The 20164-nt window shown below is 63.3% G+C and carries 17 protein-coding genes; 15 read left to right on the top strand and 2 right to left on the bottom strand.

Annotated features, from left to right (window positions below):
- The first annotated feature begins 6 nt into the window (after positions 1-6).
- The gene (locus tag ACTIFE_RS16735) at positions 7-468 is read left to right on the top strand and encodes a YbgC/FadM family acyl-CoA thioesterase (RefSeq protein ID WP_439530305.1); all 462 of its coding nucleotides are present in this window, start codon (positions 7-9) and stop codon (positions 466-468) included.
- A 22-nt stretch (positions 469-490) separates the two neighbouring features.
- Here the strand turns inward: ACTIFE_RS16735 and ACTIFE_RS16730 are convergent, their stop codons facing one another.
- Positions 491-868, bottom strand: coding sequence for an excalibur calcium-binding domain-containing protein (locus tag ACTIFE_RS16730; protein ID WP_439530304.1), 378 nt, complete (start codon positions 866-868; stop codon positions 491-493).
- A 187-nt stretch (positions 869-1055) separates the two neighbouring features.
- Here ACTIFE_RS16730 and tolQ point away from each other — a divergent pair, with 187 nt between their 5' ends.
- The 12 genes from tolQ (at position 1056) to serA (ending at position 15631) form a co-directional block, all read left to right on the top strand.
- Positions 1056-1763 (top strand): protein TolQ, encoded by a 708-nt coding sequence (gene tolQ / locus ACTIFE_RS16725; protein ID WP_439530303.1) that lies wholly within the window; start codon positions 1056-1058, stop codon positions 1761-1763.
- 3 nt (positions 1764-1766) lie between these two features.
- On the top strand, positions 1767-2216 hold the full coding sequence (gene tolR, locus ACTIFE_RS16720; RefSeq protein WP_106751425.1) for a protein TolR: 450 nt from the start codon (positions 1767-1769) through the stop codon (positions 2214-2216).
- A 6-nt stretch (positions 2217-2222) separates the two neighbouring features.
- Positions 2223-3221 (top strand): cell envelope biogenesis protein TolA, encoded by a 999-nt coding sequence (locus ACTIFE_RS16715; RefSeq protein ID WP_439530302.1) that lies wholly within the window; start codon positions 2223-2225, stop codon positions 3219-3221.
- A gap of 32 nt (positions 3222-3253) precedes the next feature.
- A complete protein-coding gene (gene tolB / locus ACTIFE_RS16710; RefSeq protein WP_439530301.1) occupies positions 3254-4603 on the top strand; it encodes a Tol-Pal system beta propeller repeat protein TolB in 1350 nt (449 codons plus the stop codon).
- Between the two features lie 192 nt (positions 4604-4795).
- Positions 4796-5287, top strand: a complete 492-nt coding sequence (gene pal, locus ACTIFE_RS16705; RefSeq protein WP_439530300.1) for a peptidoglycan-associated lipoprotein Pal — start codon at positions 4796-4798, stop codon at positions 5285-5287.
- 160 nt (positions 5288-5447) lie between these two features.
- Positions 5448-6464, top strand: coding sequence for a tol-pal system protein YbgF (gene ybgF, locus ACTIFE_RS16700; RefSeq protein ID WP_439530299.1), 1017 nt, complete (start codon positions 5448-5450; stop codon positions 6462-6464).
- Positions 6433-7755, top strand: a complete 1323-nt coding sequence (gene tilS, locus ACTIFE_RS16695) for a tRNA lysidine(34) synthetase TilS (protein ID WP_439530298.1) — start codon at positions 6433-6435, stop codon at positions 7753-7755. Before ybgF ends, tilS begins: the two co-directional genes overlap by 32 nt.
- A 235-nt stretch (positions 7756-7990) precedes the next feature.
- The gene (gene ftsH / locus ACTIFE_RS16690) at positions 7991-9916 is read left to right on the top strand and encodes an ATP-dependent zinc metalloprotease FtsH (RefSeq protein ID WP_439530297.1); all 1926 of its coding nucleotides are present in this window, start codon (positions 7991-7993) and stop codon (positions 9914-9916) included.
- 174 nt (positions 9917-10090) lie between these two features.
- On the top strand, positions 10091-11434 hold the full coding sequence (gene glmM / locus ACTIFE_RS16685; protein WP_439530348.1) for a phosphoglucosamine mutase: 1344 nt from the start codon (positions 10091-10093) through the stop codon (positions 11432-11434).
- Positions 11435-11660: 226 nt separating this feature from the next.
- On the top strand, positions 11661-12470 hold the full coding sequence (locus ACTIFE_RS16680) for an outer membrane protein (protein WP_439530296.1): 810 nt from the start codon (positions 11661-11663) through the stop codon (positions 12468-12470).
- Positions 12471-12733: 263 nt separating this feature from the next.
- A complete protein-coding gene (locus ACTIFE_RS16675; protein WP_439530295.1) occupies positions 12734-13906 on the top strand; it encodes a phosphoserine transaminase in 1173 nt (390 codons plus the stop codon).
- Positions 13907-14044: 138 nt separating this feature from the next.
- Positions 14045-15631, top strand: a complete 1587-nt coding sequence (serA, locus tag ACTIFE_RS16670) for a phosphoglycerate dehydrogenase (protein ID WP_439530294.1) — start codon at positions 14045-14047, stop codon at positions 15629-15631.
- Positions 15632-15703: 72 nt separating this feature from the next.
- Here the strand turns inward: serA and ACTIFE_RS16665 are convergent, their stop codons facing one another.
- The gene (locus ACTIFE_RS16665; protein ID WP_439530293.1) at positions 15704-16603 is read right to left on the bottom strand and encodes a DMT family transporter; all 900 of its coding nucleotides are present in this window, start codon (positions 16601-16603) and stop codon (positions 15704-15706) included.
- Positions 16604-16856: 253 nt separating this feature from the next.
- Between ACTIFE_RS16665 and ACTIFE_RS16660 the strand changes: the two genes are divergently transcribed.
- Both ACTIFE_RS16660 and ACTIFE_RS16655 read left to right on the top strand, forming a co-directional pair.
- Positions 16857-18149: an adenylosuccinate synthase gene (locus ACTIFE_RS16660; RefSeq protein WP_439530292.1), complete on the top strand. Its 1293-nt coding sequence runs from the start codon at positions 16857-16859 to the stop codon at positions 18147-18149.
- Between the two features lie 173 nt (positions 18150-18322).
- Positions 18323-20008: a hypothetical protein gene (locus ACTIFE_RS16655; protein ID WP_439530291.1), complete on the top strand. Its 1686-nt coding sequence runs from the start codon at positions 18323-18325 to the stop codon at positions 20006-20008.
- Positions 20009-20164 lie beyond the last annotated feature (156 nt).

Raw genomic sequence — 20164 nt, 5'->3', positions numbered from 1 at the left:
GCTGACATGCAGCAGGACTGGACCGATCTTTCAGGTCATCTCACATCGGGGAGCCATGTGCTTCCCGTTCGCGTTTATTACGAGGACACGGATTTTACCGGCCTTGTCTATCATGGCTCCTATGTCCGCTTCTTCGAACGTGGGCGGTCGGATTTCCTGCGTCATTGCGGGATCCATCACGCCGAGCTTGCCGACGGGGCGCATGGTCCTTCCATTGCTTTTGCTGTCCGGCAACTGAATGTCAGCTACCTGCGTCCGGCGCGGATCGACGATGTTCTCGAAATCGTGACCACCCTGGTCGAAGCGCGGGGCGCAAGGATTGCGCTGCACCAGAAAGGCCTGCGGGATGCCGAGGTTCTTGCCGAGGCAGACGTGACCGTCGCGGTCATCACGGCCGATGGCCGGCCTGTCCGGCTCCCGTCGGCGCTGGCAGCGCGGCTTGCGGCTATGGGCCATCCGGCTGTCTGAGGAGAGCCGGCGCGGCGTGACGTCAGCAGGGGCCGCTTTCGCAGGGATGGCCATCCCTGTCCCTGTCCAGCTTGCCGCCCCAGGGGCAGTTCTGCAGATACCACCTGGCCTCCTCGCAACTGGCAATCGCCTTGCAGGTGCGCGCCGGCGTGCAGGAATAGTTCTGAGCCAGGCGCGTCGCGATTGCACTCGAAACGGCCAACGTTTCTTTTGGCATTTCCGCGATGACGGGTGGCTCTACAGCAGAGGCTGCCGCCGAAACGAAGCAGGCAAAGAGAAAAACAGTCACTAATCTCATGACATGATCGACTTTTATTTTTCCTGCCGGAAACTTTGTCGTGCGGAAACCGTGTTTGTCAATCTGGTGATGTGGTTGATTGTTCGCGGAAAATTCACGCAATTAACACCGTGGTAACCATAAACCGGTCTTTCTAGGGCGAACTGCATTGCAGCATGCAGTCCCAGTTTTGCCAAATTCAGCCGTCAGGAAGGCGAAGTTCCGGGGCTTGCCGAGCGGCGGCGAAGTGACGGTCTCCAGCTGCAGTCAAACACTCAAAACAACTTTACGGCCGAGAGGTCCTTTATCGATGAATGAAATTGCCCAGACGACCATGGCGGCGCAGCATGGTGACATGTCGTTTCTCGGCCTGTTCCTGCAGGCCCACTTTGTCGTCAAGCTCGTGATGATCGGCCTGCTTGCGGCGTCGGTCTGGACATGGGCGATCATCGTCGACAAAACGTTGCTCTACACGCGCACCAAGCGGCAGATGTCGCGGTTCGAGACGGTGTTCTGGTCCGGCCAGTCGCTGGAGGAACTGTACAAGACGCTGTCGAGCCGGGCCAACCATTCCATGGCGGCTCTGTTCGTTGCTGCAATGCGGGAATGGAAGCGCAGCCATGAAGGCGCCCGCCCGGCCCTGCACAGCCTGCAGCAGCGCATCGACCGGGTCATGGATGTCACCATCCAGCGTGAAAGCGAGCGCCTGGAATCGCAGCTTCTGGTGCTGGCGACTGTCGGCGCGGCCGCTCCGTTTATCGGTCTGTTCGGGACGGTCTGGGGCATCATGACCGCTTTCCAGGCGATTGCGCAGTCCGAGAACACCTCGCTGGCCGTTGTCGCGCCCGGTATTGCAGAAGCGCTTCTGGCCACGGCCATCGGTCTTGTCGCGGCTATTCCGGCAGTTATCGCCTACAACAAGCTGCAGACGGACGCGAGCAAGCTGGCGTCCCGGATGGAAGGCTTTGCCGATGAATTCTCCGCGATCCTGTCGCGGCAGATCGACGAGCGGATGTAAGCCATGGGGATGAGCGTTGGAAAAGGCGGCGGAGGTGGCGGTGGCCGCAGACGCCGTGGACGACGGGCCGCCCCGATCGCCGAGATCAATATCACGCCCTTCGTGGACGTGATGCTCGTGCTTTTGATCATCTTCATGGTCGCTGCGCCGCTGCTGACTGTTGGCGTGCCGATTGATTTGCCGGAGACGGCCGCCAAGCCGCTGCAAGGCGACAAGGAGCCGATCACGATCTCGGTGAATTCATCCGGGCAGATCTACATTCAGAACACCGAAATCCCGCTCGACGAGGTGGTGCCGAAACTCACCGCCATCGCCGCCAATGGCTATGAAGAGCGGATTTATGTGCGGGGCGACCAGAACGCCGACTACGGCACCATGATGAAGATCATGGCCCGTATCAATGCGGCCGGTTTCAAGCGCCTTGGGCTTGTGACGATTGAAGAAGGGTCCTGACGCCTTATGCGTGCCGGCCTGATTGCATCGCTGACGGGTCATGTGGCCATTTGCATCTGGGCGCTTGTCGGGCTCCCGGCCGTGGAGGGTTTTGAGACCAAGCCGGTGGAATCCTTGCCGGTGGATCTGGTGCCGATTGGCGAGTTCACCCAGCCCAACAAAGGCGAGAAGACCGCCGAGCTGAAGGAGAAGCCGAGCGAGTCCACGTCCAAGGAGACCAAGAACGCCAAGGCGGAGCCGGACAAGGCGGCCGGAGAATCGAAGGTGGAGTTGCCGACGCCGCCCACTCCGCGCCCGACGCCGCAGCCCGTGAAAGCCCCCGAGCCGGCCTCCACGCCGCCACCGGCTCCCACGCCGCCCGAGCCGACGCCGCCCAAACCTGAACCGCCGAAGCCGGTCGAAACGCCGCCGCCGCCGACCCCGGCACCGGAAAAGCCGGAGGTCGCCGAGGCAAAGCCGGCCGAAGAAGCCCCGAAGGCTGTTCCCTTCGAGCCTGTGAAGGTGACGCCGAAGTCCAAGCCGACGCCGCCGAAACCGGCAACGCCAACCCAGACCGCCCAGGCGCAGCCGGCCAAGCCGCAGGACTTCAATCCGAACCAGATCAGCGCGCTTCTGAACAAGGTGGATCCGTCCGGCGGGGGCTCGGCCGCCAACAAGGAAAGCGCCTCGCTTGGCAGCCGCGACGGGAACAACAATGTCAAGATGACGGTTTCCGAGCTGGATGCATTGCGTGGCCAGATATCGCGCTGCTGGAACCCGCCTGCCGGCGCTGTGGGGGCTGAGGATCTGAAAGTTCGTGTCCAGTTCAACCTCACCGAGGCCGGTGAGGTGCAGGGCGCGCCGAGGATCCTGAATTCCAACGGCAATCCGTCGTTCCGTGCGGCCTCTGACAGTGCCATCCGGGCTGTCATGCGCTGTGCGCCTTATTCCTTGCCAGCTGAGAAATACAACGCCTGGCGGGAAGTGATCATCAATTTCGACCCCCGAGAAATGCTGGGGGGCTGAGCGTGAAACGTGAACCTGGAGCCCTGTTGCCCATGAGAAACCTTCGCACCAAGACCGGGTGTGTTGCCTGGATCAAGGCAACTGCGGCCGGCTGCCTGTTCGCCCTGGCCAGCCTTGCGCCGGTTGTCCCGGCGCAGGCCCTGATCGAGATCGACATCACCCAGGGCACGGTCGAGCCGCTGCCGATCGCGCTGCCTGATTTTGCCCCGGAAGGGGCGGATGCGCAGTTGGCGCGTGAACTGACGGCGGTGATCGCCAACGACCTGCGCCGCTCCGGGCTGTTCAAGCCGCTTGATCCGGCCAGTTTCATTGAAAAGGGGATCACAGCCAATTCCTCGCCGCGCTTCGGCGATTGGCGCACGATCAGCGCACAGGCGCTTGTGGCCGGGTCTCTGGCCCGTCAGGCCGATGGCCGCTTGCGGGCCGAGTTCCGCCTGTGGGACGTCTTCGCCGGCGAGCAGATGCTTGGACAGCAGTTTTTCACCACTCAGGAAAACTGGCGCCGCCTTGCGCATATCATTGCCGATGCGATCTATGAGCGCCTGACCGGTGAAAAGGGCTACTTCGACACCCGCATCGTTTTCGTCGACGAGAGCGGCCCGAAGAACAACCGCGTCAAGCGCCTGGCCATCATGGACCAGGACGGTGCCAATGTGCGCTACCTGACCCGGGGCGACGAACTGGTGCTGACGCCGCGCTTCTCGCCGACGACCCAGGAAATCACCTACATGGCCTACACCGGCAATGATCCCAGCGTGTTCCTGCTCAATATCGAGACGGGTCAGCGTGAGATTGTCGGCAATTTCCCCGGCATGACCTTTGCCCCGCGCTTCTCGCCCGATGGTCAGCGCGTCGTGATGAGCCTGCAGCAGGGCGGCAACGCCAACATCTTTGTCATGGACCTGCGGTCGCGCGCGACCACGCGCCTGACCAATACCCCGGCCATCGACACCAGCCCGTCCTACTCGCCCGATGGGTCGCAGATCGTGTTCGAATCCGATCGTGGCGGCACGCAGCAGATCTATGTGATGGGCGGAGACGGGTCCAACCCGCAGCGCATCAGCTTCGGTCCGGGCCGTTACTCCACACCGGTGTGGTCGCCGCGTGGCGATCTGATTGCCTTCACCAAGCAGCACCAGGGTCGCTTCATGATCGGCGTCATGAAGCCGGACGGCAAGGGCGAGCGCATCCTGACCGAAGGCTATCACAATGAAGGTCCGGCCTGGGCGCCGAACGGCCGTGTGCTGACGTTCTTCCGTGATGCGCCGGGCGCCAATGGCGGCCCGAAAGTCTGGACCGTGGACCTCACCGGCTACAACGAGCAACTCATCGCAACGCCGGCATTTGCTTCGGATCCGTCCTGGTCGCCGCTGATCGATTGAGCGCCTTGACGGGCCAAACGGAAAACTGCCGCCACGGCGGCAGCTCTTGAGCGCGACAGAAATGTCGCAGGAATGCTGGACGCAGGCGCGGGATTGACAAAGTCTTTACCGTGATCGCGTACCGGCTGTTAACCAACCCAATATAGATTGCGTTCACCCTGTCGGGGGACGGTGGGGACGAGGAGCAGAGAGATGTTGAATTCGGGTATCATGACTCGCGGGGCGCGCATTGCGGCGGTCTTCGGCTTTGCCCTGACGCTGGCCGCTTGCGCACAGACCAAGCCGGACGGCCTTGACGGCAACGCGGCTGCCACTCCGGGCTCCAGCCAGGACTTCGTCGTCAATGTCGGCGACCGCATCTTCTTTGAGGAAGATCAGTCGACCGTCAACGTCCAGGCGCGCGCCACTTTGGACAAGCAGGCCCAGTGGCTGAGCACCTATGGCAAGTACATGGTCACGATCGAAGGCCATGCCGATGAGCGCGGCACGCGCCAGTACAACATTGCCCTGGGTGCCCGCCGCGCCACCGCGGCTCGCGACTATCTGGTGTCGCGCGGCGTCGCCGGTTCGCGCCTGCGCACGATCTCCTACGGCAAGGAGCGCCCCGTCGCCGTCTGCAACGACAACAGCTGCTGGTCGCAGAACCGCCGCGCGGTGACCGTGCTGAACAGCGCCGGTTCCTGATCTGGCAAGGTCTCTCGGTTATTTGCAAAAGGGCGCAGCCGCAAGGTTGCGCCCTTTTTGCATCTGCGGTGTAACGTCCGCGCAGCGCGTCAAAATTTGGCCGAAGTCGGCGCGCCCTGTGCTATCCATCGGCTGCCATGAGGCAAACCGGAGGTGAAGCATGGTGAATTGGAAGACGCTCGTTGCAGCGCTTGCTGCCGTTTGCATGGTCAGCGCGTTCGCGCCCCAGGCAAATGCCCAGCTGTTTGGCGGGAGCAGCGGAGGCGGTGATGCGCAGGTGCGCCTCAATGACATGGAAGATCAGATGCGCCGGCTGAATGGCCAGATCGAGCAGCTGACCTTCCAGATGCGCGAGTTGCAGGAGCAACTGCGGCGCATGCAGGAAGACAACGAGTACCGGTTCCAGCAACTCGAATCCGCGCCGAAGCCCGGCAAGCGCTCGGATGCAGCCCCTGCGGTCCAACCGCAGGGCGCTGCCCCGGCCACGGGTCAAGTTTCCGGCCAGATTTCCGGGCAAATTGCAGGCCAGGTGCAGGGCCAGGATTTGTCCGCAAGCAGCGGACTTGCCCCTGCCGCCGGGACCTTGGGCCAGCTTCCGGCTGATCAGGTTACGCAGGGCGAGATTGTCACGTTGCCGGGGGCAGGTGGTCCGCTCGATCTTTCGGCCCTCGCGCGCGGCCAGACATCGGTTGTGGACCCGGCATCCGGCAGTGCGCGGACCTTGACCCCTCCAGGCGTTGCCGCGCGGCCGGATCCGCTCGCCGGACAACTGGCCAGCCTCAGCCTGACCGGCGATCCGCGCACGGACTATGACGCGGCCTATTCCCATGCGCTGAACGGCGACTATGTCGCAGCAGAGCAGTCGTTCCGCGCGTTTCTTGACGCCTATCCCAAGAGTGATCTCGTCCCGAACGCCCAGTACTGGCTGGGGGAGAGCTATTACGGTCAGCAGGACTATCGTCAGGCGGCGGATGCGTTCCTGAAGACCTACACCCAATATCCGAACACGACAAAGGGGCCCGAAAGCCTTCTCAAGCTCGGCCTGTCGCTGGAAGGCCTTGGCGAGGGAACGGCCGCTTGCGCGACCTTTGCCGAACTTCTGTCCAAGTATCCCGAAGCACCGAAGGCCGTGCGGGATCAGGCCCGTGCCGAACAGCAGCGTGTCCGCTGCTCCTGACCCCTCCGCGTGGCACCCGATTGACGCTGCGGAGGCGGACCTTCTGCTTGCGCCACTGTCCGGTTTGCCCGCCGTCGCGCTCGCCGTCTCGGGCGGTGCCGATTCCACCTGTCTTCTCTGGCTGGTCGCTGACTGGTTGAAGCGCCGCCGAACAGCAGCCCTCCCGGCACCCGATGTTGTTGTTTTCACGGTCGATCATGGCCTGCGCCCCCAGGCCCGCGCAGAAGCGCAAGAGGTTGTGGCGCTCTGTGCCCGGCTCAGTCTTCCCGCCGAACTGCTGACCTGGTCCCCGCCAACCGATCTCACAAATCTTCAGGCTGAAGCCCGCCATGCGCGTTATGCGCTGCTGGGCGAAGCCATGGCCAGGCGCGGCATCGAGGCACTGGCGACGGCGCATCACCGCGACGACCAGATCGAGACCTTCCTCGACCGCCTGACGCGCGGCTCCGGGGTTTACGGGCTTGCTGCGATGCGGCCTGATGTCCACGACGGGCCATGTGGTTTGCGCATTCTGCGGCCACTGCTTTCCGTTCCGGGCGCGCGCCTGCGGGCGACCTTGTCAGCGGCTGGCATTGCCCATAGCGAAGATCCGTCGAACGAAGATCAGACGTTCAAGCGCGTCCGCTTGCGCCGACTGATGGCCCACCTTGGCAGCGAGGGACTTGATCCTGAACGGCTTCTGGTGACCGTTCAGCGCATGGCCTCGGCCGCCGAGGCGCTGGATGCCTGGGGCAGCGAGGTGTTGAAACAGAACTTCTCCCAACACCCCGCAGGCCCCGGCTGGCTTGACCGGTCGGTCCTTGCTGCCCTGCCGGCTGAAGTGCGGATGCGGCTGCTGCAGCGGGTTCTTGGCCACATTGGCGGCGAGGCCTATCCGCCCCGGTTTGAACGGCTTGAACGGCTGGACAGTGTTCTCTCCTCCAGCGGAACCACCCGGCAGACGCTTGCCGGCTGCGTGATTGCCGCCGAACCGGCCTATGTCGGCTTCTGGCGCGAACCGGGTCGGCAGCCTGCTGACAGTGTCAACGTTCAACCTGGCAGCTCCCTGCTCTGGGACGGCCGTTTTCGTCTGAGCCTGTCAGCTGCTGCTGAAAGGCTGCGCATCGGTCCGGCTGGCGGTTGTCATTCCGGATTTGACCGGGACCTGCGCGCCGGGTTCCCGGCCGAAGCCTTTGTCCGATCGCCGGTGCTTGTCAGTGCCAGCTCAGCGGACGATGCGCCGGCTGTTGTCCCCGGTTTCTCGCCCTTGCCTGCCGGTGTAAGTCTCGCTCACCTGCCGCTGCGCCTGTGACTTGCGGGGATAGTCGCGCCCGTCCTGTCGATTATTTGCATGGCATTTCGGTCAAGGAGCTTGAAATCCGGCCTGTTGCCGTTCTTTCGCCAGCTTTTTTAAGAAAAAAGTGAGCCCGGCTGCGCAACACTGCCACACCGCCTTGGCAGGGCCTGTCCCGCGACCTATCTTGGGATCAAACAGGGGACAGGGTTCTCCGCGTAACTGGCCGCCGGATGGCGGACAAGGGATCGAAATGAACGCAAACTTCCGCAATTTCGCACTCTGGGTGATCATCGCGCTCTTGCTGATCGCGCTGTTCCAGCTCTTCCAGGGCCCGGGACAGAAAGCGCCGAGCAATGAGATTCCGTTCTCGCAGTTCCTTAACCAGGCTGATCAGGGCGAAATCCGCGAGGTGACAATCCAGCAGCAGCTGATCACTGGCCGGACGACAAACAACACCGCTTTCACATCCTATGCTCCCGATGGCGCGCAGTATGTTGACGAGTTGCGCAACAAGGGCGTTCTGATCAATGCTCGTCCGCCGTCGGAGAACTTTTCGCTCATCGGCGCTCTGATCTCCTGGTTCCCGATGCTGATCATCCTCGGGATCTGGATCTTCGTGATGCGCCAGATGCAGGGCGGTGCCGGTGGCAAGGCCATGGGCTTTGGCAAGTCCAAGGCCAAACTTCTGACCGAAGCGCATGGCCGCGTGACGTTTGACGATGTCGCCGGCATCGACGAAGCCAAGGAAGATCTCCAGGAAATCGTCGAGTTCCTGCGTGATCCGCAGAAATTCCAGCGTCTGGGTGGCCGCATTCCGCGCGGTGTGCTCCTCGTCGGCCCCCCGGGCACCGGCAAGACGCTGACGGCCCGCGCCGTCGCTGGCGAAGCCAATGTGCCGTTCTTCACCATCTCCGGTTCCGACTTCGTTGAAATGTTCGTCGGCGTGGGTGCTTCGCGCGTTCGCGACATGTTTGAGCAGGCCAAGAAGAACGCGCCTTGCATCATCTTTATCGACGAAATCGACGCCGTCGGCCGTCACCGTGGGGCAGGCCTTGGCGGTGGCAATGACGAGCGGGAGCAGACACTGAACCAGCTCCTCGTCGAGATGGACGGCTTCGAGCCCAACGAAGGCATCATCATCATCGCCGCGACCAACCGTCCGGACGTGCTGGACCCGGCGCTGCTGCGCCCAGGCCGTTTCGACCGGCAGATCGTGGTTCCGAACCCGGACATCACCGGCCGCGAGAAGATCCTCAAGGTGCACATGCGCAAGGTTCCGCTGGCGCCGGACGTCGACGTCAAGACGCTCGCACGCGGCACTCCCGGCTTCTCGGGCGCAGACCTCATGAACCTCGTGAACGAGGCCGCGCTTCTGGCCGCCCGCCGCTCCAAGCGGCTGGTCACCATGTCCGAGTTCGAGGATGCCAAGGACAAGGTCATGATGGGTGCGGAGCGTCGCACGCTGGTCATGAGCGAGGAAGAAAAGCGTTGCACGGCCTATCATGAAGCTGGCCATGCGCTGGTTGCCCTGATCGTGCCGAAGGCGCATCCGGTGCACAAGGCGACCATTATCCCGCGTGGCCGTGCGCTTGGCATGGTGATGCAGTTGCCGGAACGCGATGAAATTTCTATGAGCTACACGCAGATGACCTCGCGTCTGGCGATCATGATGGCAGGCCGCGTCGCCGAGGAGCTGATTTTCGGCAAGGAGAACATCACCTCCGGCGCGTCCTCCGACATCAAGCAGGCGACGCGTCTTGCCCGTGCGATGGTCACCCAGTGGGGCTTCTCCGACAAGCTCAGCAAGGTGGCTTATGGCGACAACCAGGAAGAAGTGTTCCTCGGTCACTCTGTCGCCCGGCAGCAGAATGTCTCTGAAGAGACCGCCCGTATCATCGACGCCGAAGTCCGCCGTTATGTGGACGAGGGCTACGAGGAAGCCAAGCGGATCCTGACCGAGAAGGCCGATCAGCTCGAAGCGCTGGCCAAGGGCCTGATCGAATATGAGACCCTGTCCGGCGAGGAGATCAAGAACCTGCTCGAGGGCAAGCCGCCGGTTCGCGACAACGGGGATGATACCCCTGTTGGCCGCTCTTCCGCGGTTCCCTCCACCGGCGTCAAGCGCGGCGGTGAAGGGGGCGCGCCCTCCGGGATGGAACCGCAGCCGAGCGCCTGATCCTGTCGCTCAAGACCAAGTTCGAGACGCCCGGCCCTTGTGCCGGGCGTCTTGCTTTTCGCCCGGTCATCCGTGCTGCGCCGTAACACTCGCTCACAGTTTTTGAACGCTCCTATGCTTCTCTATGCGCTACATGCATTCATGAACTCATTCCAGACAGGCAGTGATTCCACCATGCGCAAGTATTTCGGCACCGATGGCATTCGCGGCAAGGCCAATACACACCCGATGACGGCAGAGGTCGCTCTGAAGGTCGCAATGGCCGCGGGCTTGATGTTCCGCAACGGCGGCCATCGCAGCCGGGTCGTCATCGGCAAGGACACGCGTTTGTCCGGCTACATGCTCGAGAACGCCATGGTGGCGGGCTTCACATCAGTGGGGCTTGACGTTTTCCTGCTTGGCCCGCTGCCGACACCAGCTGTCGCGATGCTCACCCGCTCTCTGCGGGCGGATCTCGGTGTGATGATCTCGGCATCGCACAATCCCTTTGCCGACAATGGCATCAAGTTCTTCGGCCCGGACGGGTTCAAGCTGTCCGACGAGATCGAGCTGGAGATCGAAAGCCTGCTTGAAAGTGATCTTGCACCACGTCTGGCCGGATCGCATGAGCTTGGCCGGGCCAAACGTATCGACGGGGCGCAGCAGCGCTACATCGAATTCGCCAAGCGTGCGCTGCCGCGTGACATGAGCCTCGAAGGCATGCGCATCGTCGTCGACTGCGCTAACGGTGCCGCCTACAAGGTCGCGCCTGATGCGCTGTGGGAACTGGGAGCCGAAGTCATCTCCATCGGCGTCAATCCGGACGGCTACAACATCAACAAGGATTGCGGCTCCACGTCGACCGATGCCCTGTCGCGCAAGGTGCATGAAGTGCGCGCCGACATTGGCATCGCGCTCGATGGTGATGCGGATCGAGTCATCATCGTCGACGAACGCGGCCAGGTGGTCGATGGCGACCAGCTGATGGCCGTTGTGGCCGAGAGCTGGCATGCTGCTGGCCGCCTGTCGGCGCCGGGCATCGTTGCCACCATCATGTCCAATCTTGGACTTGAGCGGTTCCTGGCCGGCAAGGGCCTGTCGCTGGCGCGCACCAAGGTGGGTGACCGCTATGTGGTCGAACACATGCGCAGCCACGGCTTCAACGTGGGCGGCGAACAGTCCGGCCATCTGGTGCTGTCCGATTACGCCACCACCGGTGATGGCCTCATCGCTGCCTTGCAGATCTTGGCCTGCGTCCGCGAGGAGGGGCGTCCGGTTTCGGAAGTCTGTGCCAAGTTCACGCCCGTGCCGCAGGTGCTGAAGAATGTTCGATATCGCGGCGGTGCACCGCTTGAAAACGAGAGCGTCAAGACCGCCATTGACGCCGGCCGAGATCGCCTGGGCGGTTCCGGCCGTCTTGTCATCCGCCCGTCGGGGACGGAACCCCTGATCCGCGTCATGGCGGAAGGGGACGACGCGGCCCTCGTCAATGAGGTCGTGGACGAGATCGTCGACGTCGTCGCCCGCAGCGCCGCCTGACGTCTCGTCCTGCAGTTGCCTCTGAGCCCCAGCCTTCGCGCTGGGGCCTTTTTGTTAATGTTTGGTTACCGAAATTCAAGCGCAGTAAGTCTTTGTTAAGGTAAAAAATTACAGTTAAAGAATACGGTTAAGTCGCTCTTAATCGTTTCCGGTCAAAACTCTGCCTGTGTTTCCCCAACGCGACCCACCCTGTTCGGTGCGGACGCTTGTTTCGAAGGACCAGGACATGGGCAACGTGTTCAAGCAATTGTCTTTGGCCGGTGTTGCGATGGCCATTTCCACGTCGGTTTTCGCAGCAGATATGCCGGCGCCAATCATTGAGCATATCCCGGAAGTGCCTGCTGTCGGCGGCTGGTATCTGCGTGGCGATATCGCCTACAAGATCTACGAAGAGCCAAAGGGCTCGTTCAACGACCCTGTCATTGGTGACTTGCGCTTTCAGCGCAATAATCTCGATGACGCCTGGATGTTTGGCGCCGGTGTCGGTTACAAGTTCAACGATTACTTCCGTGCGGACGTGACCGTCGACTACGAAACCCCGGCTGACTACACCGGCTACGCCGTCTGCGGCGGCTGCGTGGGCGGCTTCTCCAAGGAAAGCACCAAGATCGACGTCTGGACCGTCATGCTGAACGGTTATGTCGATGTCGGTACCTGGAACGGCCTGACGCCTTATATCGGTGCCGGCCTCGGTGGTGCCTGGGTCAACACCTCCGGCACCAAGTCCGTCAATCCGGGTGGTGGCAGCCCGAGCTACGACGGGTCGCACAGCAAGTGGAACCTCGCCTGGGCCCTGATGGCCGGTGCGTCCTATGCGGTGACCCCGAACTGGAGCATCGACGCTGGCTATCGCTACAAGAACCTGGGCGATGCCAAGTCGGTCAAGCTCTACAACGTCGGCACAGGCCAGACGCGCATCACCTACAAGGACCTGACCGCGCATGAGATCCGTCTCGGCGTGCGCTACAACTTCGACAGCGCCCCGGTCTCCCAGCCGATGCTGTACCAGGGCGACGCGATTTCCCGCCGCTTCTGATCCGACAAAGATTTGCAATGTGAAAGGCCCGCCCCGTGCGGGCCTTTTTGTTTACCCGGTAGCCGTCGACCGGCTCGGGAAGGGGGCGACGCTATCTTGCGTCTGGCCCGCTCCTGACGGAATAAAAATGCTGGGTTGTGCGGCGCGCTTTCCGGATCTTGTCCGCTCCAGGCTTTCATCTTGACGCAAACGGTCGCAGCCATTACCACCGTCCGTGGGACACCCCTCCCCAACGAGGGGCACCTATCTGAGAGGGTAGTTACATGACAGCGACTGCAAAGCCGGCACTTCGCCCGGCCAATCCCCATTTTTCGTCTGGTCCTTGCGCCAAGCGCCCCGGCTGGTCTGCCGCCGCGCTTGCCACGACCTCGCTTGGCCGCTCCCACCGCGCCAAGATCGGCAAGAGCCGGCTTGAGCTCGCCATTGCCATGACCCGCGACGTGCTGAAGGTTCCGGCGGATTACCGCATCGGGATCGTTCCGGCCTCGGACACCGGCGCGGTCGAGATGGCGCTGTGGTCGCTGCTCGGCGCCCGCGGCGTTGACATGCTCGCCTGGGAAAGCTTCGGTGCCACCTGGGTGACCGATGTGGTCAAGCAGCTGAAGCTCGACGCGCGTGTGCTTGATGCCCCTTACGGCGAGCTGCCGGACCTGTCGCAGGTCGATTTCAGCCGCGATGTCGTCTTCACCTGGAATGGCACCACCTCCGGCGTGCGCGTGCCGAACGCCGACTGGATCCCGGCCGACCGTGAAGGCCTGACCATCTGCGATGCCACCTCCTCCGCCTTTGCGCAGAACATGGATTTCTCAAAGCTCGATGTCGTCACCTTCTCCTGGCAGAAGGCGCTCGGCGGGGAAGGCGCACATGGCATGCTGATCCTCAGCCCGCGTGCTGTGGAGCGGCTGGAGAGCTACACCCCGGCCTGGCCGATGCCCAAGATCTTCCGCCTCACCTCCAAGGGCAAGATCAACGAAGGCATCTTCAAGGGCGAGACGATCAACACCCCGTCGATGCTCTGCGTCGAGGACTATATCGACGCGCTGGAATGGGCCTCGTCCATCGGCGGTCTCGAGGGGCTGATCGCCCGCGCCAACGAAAGCACGGCGCAGATCACCGGCTGGGTCGGTCGCACCCCTTGGGTCGATTTCCTGGCGGTCGATCCGGCAACCCGGTCCAACACCTCCGTCTGCTTGAAGATTGTGGATCCTGCCGTCACCGCGCTCGATGAGGCCGGCCAGGCCGCATTTGCAAAAGCAATGGTCGCGGCGCTGGAGGCCGAAGGCGTTGCCTATGACATCGGCTCCTATCGTGATGCGCCGACGGGCTTCCGCATCTGGTGCGGTGCCACGGTCGATCCGGCAAGCGTCGCCGCGCTGCTGCCCTGGCTCGACTGGGCCTTCGAGATCCAGAAGGCCAAGCTGCAGATTGCAGCCTGAGGCATTCTGACGTTTTTCTCGCAACTCCGGCAGCCGGGTTTCCCGGCAGCCCCTTGCAACCTCATCGCCGGTCGAGCCTGAACGTGCATCCCCTTTGAGGTGCTGACGTTGCTCCCGGTCGCAGGAGACAAATCAGTCATGGCTCCCAGAGTTCTCATTTCGGACCAGTTGTCCGACGCTGCCATTCAGATCTTCAAGTCGCGCGGGGTCGAGGTCGACTTCCGCCCCGAACTCGGCAAGGACAAGGACGCGCTGCTCGCCGTCATCGGCCAGTATGATGGCCTTGCCATCCGTTCCGCCACCAAAGTGACCGAGAAGGTCATTGCGGCGGCGGCCAACCTGAAGGTCATCGGCCGGGCCGGCATCGGCGTCGACAATGTCGACATTCCGGCCGCCACCGCCAAGGGCATCATCGTGATGAACACGCCCTTCGGCAACGCCATCACCACGGCAGAACATGCCATCGCGATGATGTTCTCCGTCGCCCGCCAGATCCCGGAGGCCAATGCCTCGACCCAGGCCGGCAAGTGGGAAAAGACCCGCTTCATGGGGGTCGAAATCACCGGCAAGATGCTCGGCCTCATCGGCTGCGGCAACATCGGCTCGATTGTCGCCGAACGCGCCCTCGGCCTTAAGATGAAGGTGATCGCTTACGATCCGTTCCTGACGGCGGAGCGGGCTCTGGATCTCGGCGTGGAGAAGGTCGATCTGGACGCTCTGCTCGCCCGCGCGGACTTCATCTCGCTGCACACGCCGCTGACCGACAAGACGCGCAACATCATTTCCGCCGATGCGCTGCAGAAGACCAAGCGCGGGGTCTATCTGATCAACTGTGCCCGTGGTGGTCTGGTGGATGAACATGCCCTGCGCGCGGCCCTCGACAGCGGCCATGTTGCCGGCGCTGCCTTCGACGTCTTCGTCGAGGAGCCGGCCAAGGAGAACGTGCTGTTCAACGCGCCCAACATGGTCTGCACGCCGCATCTGGGCGCCTCGACCACGGAAGCGCAGGAGAATGTCGCCCTGCAGGTGGCCGAGCAGATCTCGGACTATCTTGTGGCTGGCGCCGTCACCAACGCCCTCAACATGCCCTCGATCACGGCCGAGGAAGCCCCGCGTCTCGTGCCCTTCGTGCGTCTTGCCGAGCAGCTCGGCTCCTTCGCCGGCCAGCTGACGGAAACGGGCATCAAGGCCGTGCGCCTCGAATATGCCGGGGCGGTCGCCGAGATGAACACGCGCGCGCTCACGGCGGCTGCGCTGACCGGCGTCCTGACGCCGCTGCTGCAAACCGTCAACATGGTCTCTGCCCCGTCCATCGCCCGCGACCGCAACATCCAGGTTGAGGAAGTGCGCCGTGGCCAGACCGGCGCCTATGAAACCTATATCCGCCTGACCGTCGTCACTGACCGGCAGGAACGCTCTGTCGCCGGCACCGTGTTCGGCGACGGCAAGCCGCGGATCATCCAGGTGAAGGGCATCAACATGGAAGCCGGTGTCGGCCCGCACATGGTCTACATCACCAATGAGGACAAGCCGGGCTTCATCGGCAAGTTCGGCAGCCTTCTGGGCGATGCCGGCATCAATATCGCCACCTTCAACCTCGGCCGCACCGGGCCGGGCGGCGATGCGATTGCCTTGTTGGAAGTCGACGGCGAGGTGCCGGCCGATACACTTTCAGCCATCGCTTCCCTGCCGATGGTCAAGCAGGTAAAGCCGCTGCGCTTCTGATCTCTCCCAGGGCAGGACAGGTTCCATGCCTGAGCGGGCGGCGGCCGGAAACCTGGCCGCCGCCCTTTTGCATCACGCTTTGGTCTTGCGGCGGAACGGGGCGAGAATCCGCCCGTCCAGCAGCGCAAGTCCCGCCAGAAGCACGACAAGCCCGGCAAACTGGGTCGGGTAGAGCCTTTCTCCCAGCAACAGGTGCCCGAAGATGAGGGCGCAAACCGGGATCAACAGGGTGACCAGCGACGTGTTGGTTGCCCCGGCACGGGCGAGCAGGCGGAAGAACAGCAGATAGGCGAGGGCAGTTGCAAAGATGCCAAGCGCCGCGACATTCGCCCAGACCAGAAGACTGACGGTGCCGGGTGACCAGTCGCCTGCGGTCATCAGGGCGACGGGCGTCATGATCAGGGTCGAGGCGGTCAACTGGCCGGTGGCGGTTACCATTGGCGGCGTCTCACGGAACCTGCGGCCGAAGGCGCCGGCGAAGGCATAGGACAGGGCCGCACCCAGGCAGGCTGCCTGCGCCCAGAGCGGGTCGGAGGTCAGTCCGGCGAGACCTGCCGACAGCATGGCCGCCACACCGGCGAACCCCAGCAGCACGCCGGCGATCCGGTTTCCCGCCACGGGCTCCTGGCGCAGGATGACGGCTGCGACGAAAAAGGTGAACATCGGTGTCGTGGCATTCAGGATCGAGGCAAGCCCGGCTGCGATCCCCGTCTGGCCCCAGAAAATCAGGGAAAAGGGGATGACGTTGTTGAGCAGCCCCATCCCGAGGAACGCGGCGAGGCTCTTGCGGTCCAGCGGCAGCCGATGGCCGGACAGCCGCAGGACGACATGCAGAAGCGCGGCCGCGAGCGCAACTCGCAGGAACACCAGCACGAAGGGCGGGATTTCGCTGACCGCAACTTTGGCAAACAGGAAGGCACCGCCCCACAAGGCGCTGAGGGCTGCCAGCAGCAGCCAGTTGATGAGGCTCATGATCAGGTCCAGTCGGAAGGGTCAGGCCGCGAGGCGGATGTCGGTTTCGTTCGCCTAGCATGAGACACCATTTCTTCCCACCCGAAAGGCGATCTGGCCGGTAAAGCCCAAAACGCGCACGTTTCGGCTCGCATGATCGCGCGCAAGTGGCTATAGTCCGCCGCGTTTGCCCCGGTACCCTCCGGGGCTTTGTATGTTGGGGGCATTCGGGGCCTCCGACCTGTTTTTCCTTTTCAAGGAGGGCTTGGCACCAATGGCCAATGTGGTTGTCGTCGGTTCCCAGTGGGGCGATGAAGGCAAGGGCAAGATCGTCGACTGGCTGTCCGTCCAGGCAGACGTGATCGTCCGGTTCCAGGGCGGGCACAATGCCGGCCATACGCTCGTCATCGATGGCGTCAGCTACAAGCTCTCCCTGCTGCCCTCGGGCGTCGTGCGTCCAGGCAAGCTCTCCGTCATCGGCAACGGCGTTGTCGTCGATCCGCATGCGCTGGTTGCCGAGATCGGCCGCCTGCGCGACCAGGGCGTTTCCGTCGAGCCGGAAACCCTGCGCATTGCCGAGAACGCGACGCTGATCCTGTCGCTGCACCGCGAGTTGGATGCCCTGCGGGAGAACTCCAACACCGGCACCCGGATAGGCACCACCGGCCGCGGCATTGGCCCGGCCTATGAGGACAAGGTCGGCCGCCGGTCGATCCGCCTGATGGACCTTGCCAATCTGGAGTCCCTTCCAGCCAAGATCGACCGGTTGCTGGCGCATCACAATCCGCTGCGCCGTGGCCTTGGTCAGTCCGAGATTTCCGCCGAGGCGATCTACCAGGAGCTGGCCTCCGTTGCCGAAACCGTCCTGCCGTACATGGACTCGGTCTGGCGCCTGCTCGATGGCCAGCGCCGCGAAGGCAAGCGCCTGCTGTTCGAAGGTGCGCAAGGCGCTCTGCTCGACATCGACCACGGCACCTATCCCTTCGTGACCTCGTCCAACACCGTTGCCGGCCAGGCTTCGGCTGGTTCTGGTCTTGGCCCCAATGCCATCGACTACGTCCTCGGCATCACCAAGGCCTACACCACCCGCGTCGGCGAAGGTCCGTTCCCGACCGAGCTGAACGATGAGATCGGCACCTTCCTCGGCACCAAGGGCCATGAATTCGGTACCGTTACGGGGCGCAAGCGCCGCTGCGGCTGGTTCGATGCGGTTCTCGTTCGCCAGACGGTCTGCACGTCGGGCATCACCGGCATCGCGCTGACCAAGCTCGATGTCCTGGACGGCCTCGATGAGCTGAAGATCTGCGTTGCCTATGAACTCGATGGCAAGCGCATCGATTACCTGCCGGCATCGCAGGGCGCGCAGGCCCGCGTCGTCCCCATCTATGAAACCCTTCCGGGGTGGAAAGAAACCACCAAGGGCGCGCGCAGCTGGGCCGAACTGCCGGCACAGGCGGTCAAATATGTCCGCTATGTCGAGGAACTGATCGGCGCTCCGGTGGCGATCCTGTCGACCAGCCCGGAGCGCGACGACACTATCTTGGTGCATAACCCGTTCCAGGATTGAGACACGGGGCATGCCCCATGAAGGGGGCGGTGGCAGCACCGCCCCATTTCTGCCTTTACGGCAGGTCAGAAACGGCACTTGCGCATGACGGCGATGCGCCTACAAATGGTTGATGTCTGCGGTCCCTGATTTGCGGGACACTGGCGGCACCGGAGCCCCTCACGAGCGAGCCAATGGCTGATTACTATTCGATCCTGAAGAAAACGATCGCCTCGTTGCCGGAAAACAACGGTGCGGCCCGCAGAAATGTCTACAGCCGCGCGCGCAACGCGATCGTCAATCAGCTCAAGGCCTACGAGCCGCCCCTTTCCCCCTCCGAGATCACCGCGGAACAGCTTCGGTTGGAAGAGGCGATCCGGAAGGTTGAGGCAGAAGCCGCCCGCGAAACTCTGATGGCCAGCCGTCCGGCTGCCCCGGTTGCCGCTGATGGTCCGCAGCCGGCTGCTCCGGTTTCGGCCCCGGCGGCTCCCAGGACCTCCGACACGTCGCCTGCGGCTCCTGCCGCGCGCACGCCTCTGGGCAACACCGTCCAGGAGGCCGAGCGGCTTGGCCAGGCTTCGGCCCGGGCTGTCCAGACCGCACGCGATGCCTTTGCCCCCGATCCTGTGGCGCCTCAGCCGGCCGAACCGGTCCAGCGCCGCGAGCCGAGCTTCGGGGCAGAACCGGTTGCGCCCCCGGCCGGTCAGGGCCAGATCGCCGGTGCTAGCAACGCTTCGCCCCGTGCCATCTCCGCGCCGTCCTATGATGCCCTGACCCCTGCAGCCCCGCGCCAGGCCGAGCCGCGCCGCGACCGCCGCATCGAGCCGGATTATGTACCGGAGCCTGTCTCCGCTGCTTCCCATGCCGACCGCAAGCCGCCCCGTGCGCGCAAGATGGAACATGGCGGCGGTGTTCCTGTCACGCGTTATGCCCTGCTGGGCGGTCTCGTTCTGATCATCATCGGGCTTGCAGCTGTTCTGTTCGGCCAGCGCGATCTGATCGCGGGCCTGTTCTCGGGTGACAGCACTCCGGCTGTTGCGGTTGCCCCGTCAGATCCGGCCGCAGCGTCTGATCCGGCTGCATCCGCCCCTGCCGAGAATGGCAAGGTCGAGAAGGCCAATGACCGTCTTCTGACGGACAATGGTGAGCCTGCCGTGGCGCCTGACGCGCGCACCGTGACCACAACGCTTATCACCCCGTCGCAGCAGCCTGCGGCCCCTGAAACAGCACAGGCGGCTCCTGAACCAGCTCCGGCGGCGCCAGCTGTCGAGGCACCGGCCGCAGTTGCGCCGATAACGCCCCCGGCACCGGTTGCGGAAGTTCCGGTTGAATCCATCGTGGCGCAGCGGTCCATCCTCTATGAAGAGGGTGAGGATGCTTCCGGCTCGGGAACCGCGTCCCAGGGCCGCGTGGCCTGGAGCGTCATCGAGGAAACCGATAGTTCCGGCAAGCCGGTACAGGTTCTGGCCGCTCAAGCTGAGATCCCCGACCGCAATATCGCCGTCTCCGTGCGAATCAAGCCGAACACCGATGCCTCGCTTCCGGCCAGCCATCTGGTCGAGATCCAGTATCAGCTTCCCGACGGCTTTACCGGCAAGGACGTTGCCAATGTTCCGGGGCTCGTGATGAAGCCGACCGAAGAGGCGCGTGGGGATGCGCTGATGGGGGCCTCGGTGAAAGTCTCGCCGGGCTTCTTCTGGATTGCCCTGTCAAGCATCGACAACGAGCGCGACCGCAACCTCGCCTTGCTGCGCGAACGCGGCTGGATCGATATTCCGATGCTCTATGAGACCGGCAAGCGCGCCATCCTGACCCTGGAAAAGGGCACACCCGGCGCCCGCGCCCTGGAGCAGGTCATGGCGTCCTGGACCAAGGGTTGATCCTGCTCGCAGCATGAGATTATGAACGGGGCCGTCAGGCCCCGTTTTGTTTTTGGGGGACAGATCACGCCTTGCTCTGCGTCACCCCTGTCTATCCGAGCGCCTCTTGCCAGATTGATCTGGTGGAGCGTGAATGGTCCGCGGGCGGAGCACCGT

The sequence above is a fragment of the Pannonibacter sp. genome (assembly GCF_051860505.1).
In the GTDB taxonomy this organism is placed as follows: domain Bacteria; phylum Pseudomonadota; class Alphaproteobacteria; order Rhizobiales; family Stappiaceae; genus Pannonibacter.
The sequence above is the reverse complement of the archived record's forward strand: the minus strand, read 5'-3'. Positions and strand labels throughout refer to the sequence as shown.

Bases quoted from the DNA above. Each gene is read 5' to 3' on its own strand.
- ACTIFE_RS16735 (WP_439530305.1), top strand. From the start codon at position 7: ATGCAGCAGGACTGGACCGATCTTTCAGGTCATCTCACATCGGGGAGC.
- tolQ (WP_439530303.1), top strand. From the start codon at position 1,056: ATGAATGAAATTGCCCAGACGACCATGGCGGCGCAGCATGGTGACATG.
- tolR (WP_106751425.1), top strand. From the start codon at position 1,767: ATGGGGATGAGCGTTGGAAAAGGCGGCGGAGGTGGCGGTGGCCGCAGA.
- ACTIFE_RS16715 (WP_439530302.1), top strand. From the start codon at position 2,223: ATGCGTGCCGGCCTGATTGCATCGCTGACGGGTCATGTGGCCATTTGC.
- tolB (WP_439530301.1), top strand. From the start codon at position 3,254: ATGAGAAACCTTCGCACCAAGACCGGGTGTGTTGCCTGGATCAAGGCA.
- pal (WP_439530300.1), top strand. From the start codon at position 4,796: ATGTTGAATTCGGGTATCATGACTCGCGGGGCGCGCATTGCGGCGGTC.
- ybgF (WP_439530299.1), top strand. From the start codon at position 5,448: ATGGTGAATTGGAAGACGCTCGTTGCAGCGCTTGCTGCCGTTTGCATG.
- ftsH (WP_439530297.1), top strand. From the start codon at position 7,991: ATGAACGCAAACTTCCGCAATTTCGCACTCTGGGTGATCATCGCGCTC.
- glmM (WP_439530348.1), top strand. From the start codon at position 10,091: ATGCGCAAGTATTTCGGCACCGATGGCATTCGCGGCAAGGCCAATACA.
- ACTIFE_RS16680 (WP_439530296.1), top strand. From the start codon at position 11,661: ATGGGCAACGTGTTCAAGCAATTGTCTTTGGCCGGTGTTGCGATGGCC.
- ACTIFE_RS16675 (WP_439530295.1), top strand. From the start codon at position 12,734: ATGACAGCGACTGCAAAGCCGGCACTTCGCCCGGCCAATCCCCATTTT.
- serA (WP_439530294.1), top strand. From the start codon at position 14,045: ATGGCTCCCAGAGTTCTCATTTCGGACCAGTTGTCCGACGCTGCCATT.
- ACTIFE_RS16665 (WP_439530293.1), bottom strand. From the start codon at position 16,603: ATGAGCCTCATCAACTGGCTGCTGCTGGCAGCCCTCAGCGCCTTGTGG.
- ACTIFE_RS16660 (WP_439530292.1), top strand. From the start codon at position 16,857: ATGGCCAATGTGGTTGTCGTCGGTTCCCAGTGGGGCGATGAAGGCAAG.
- ACTIFE_RS16655 (WP_439530291.1), top strand. From the start codon at position 18,323: ATGGCTGATTACTATTCGATCCTGAAGAAAACGATCGCCTCGTTGCCG.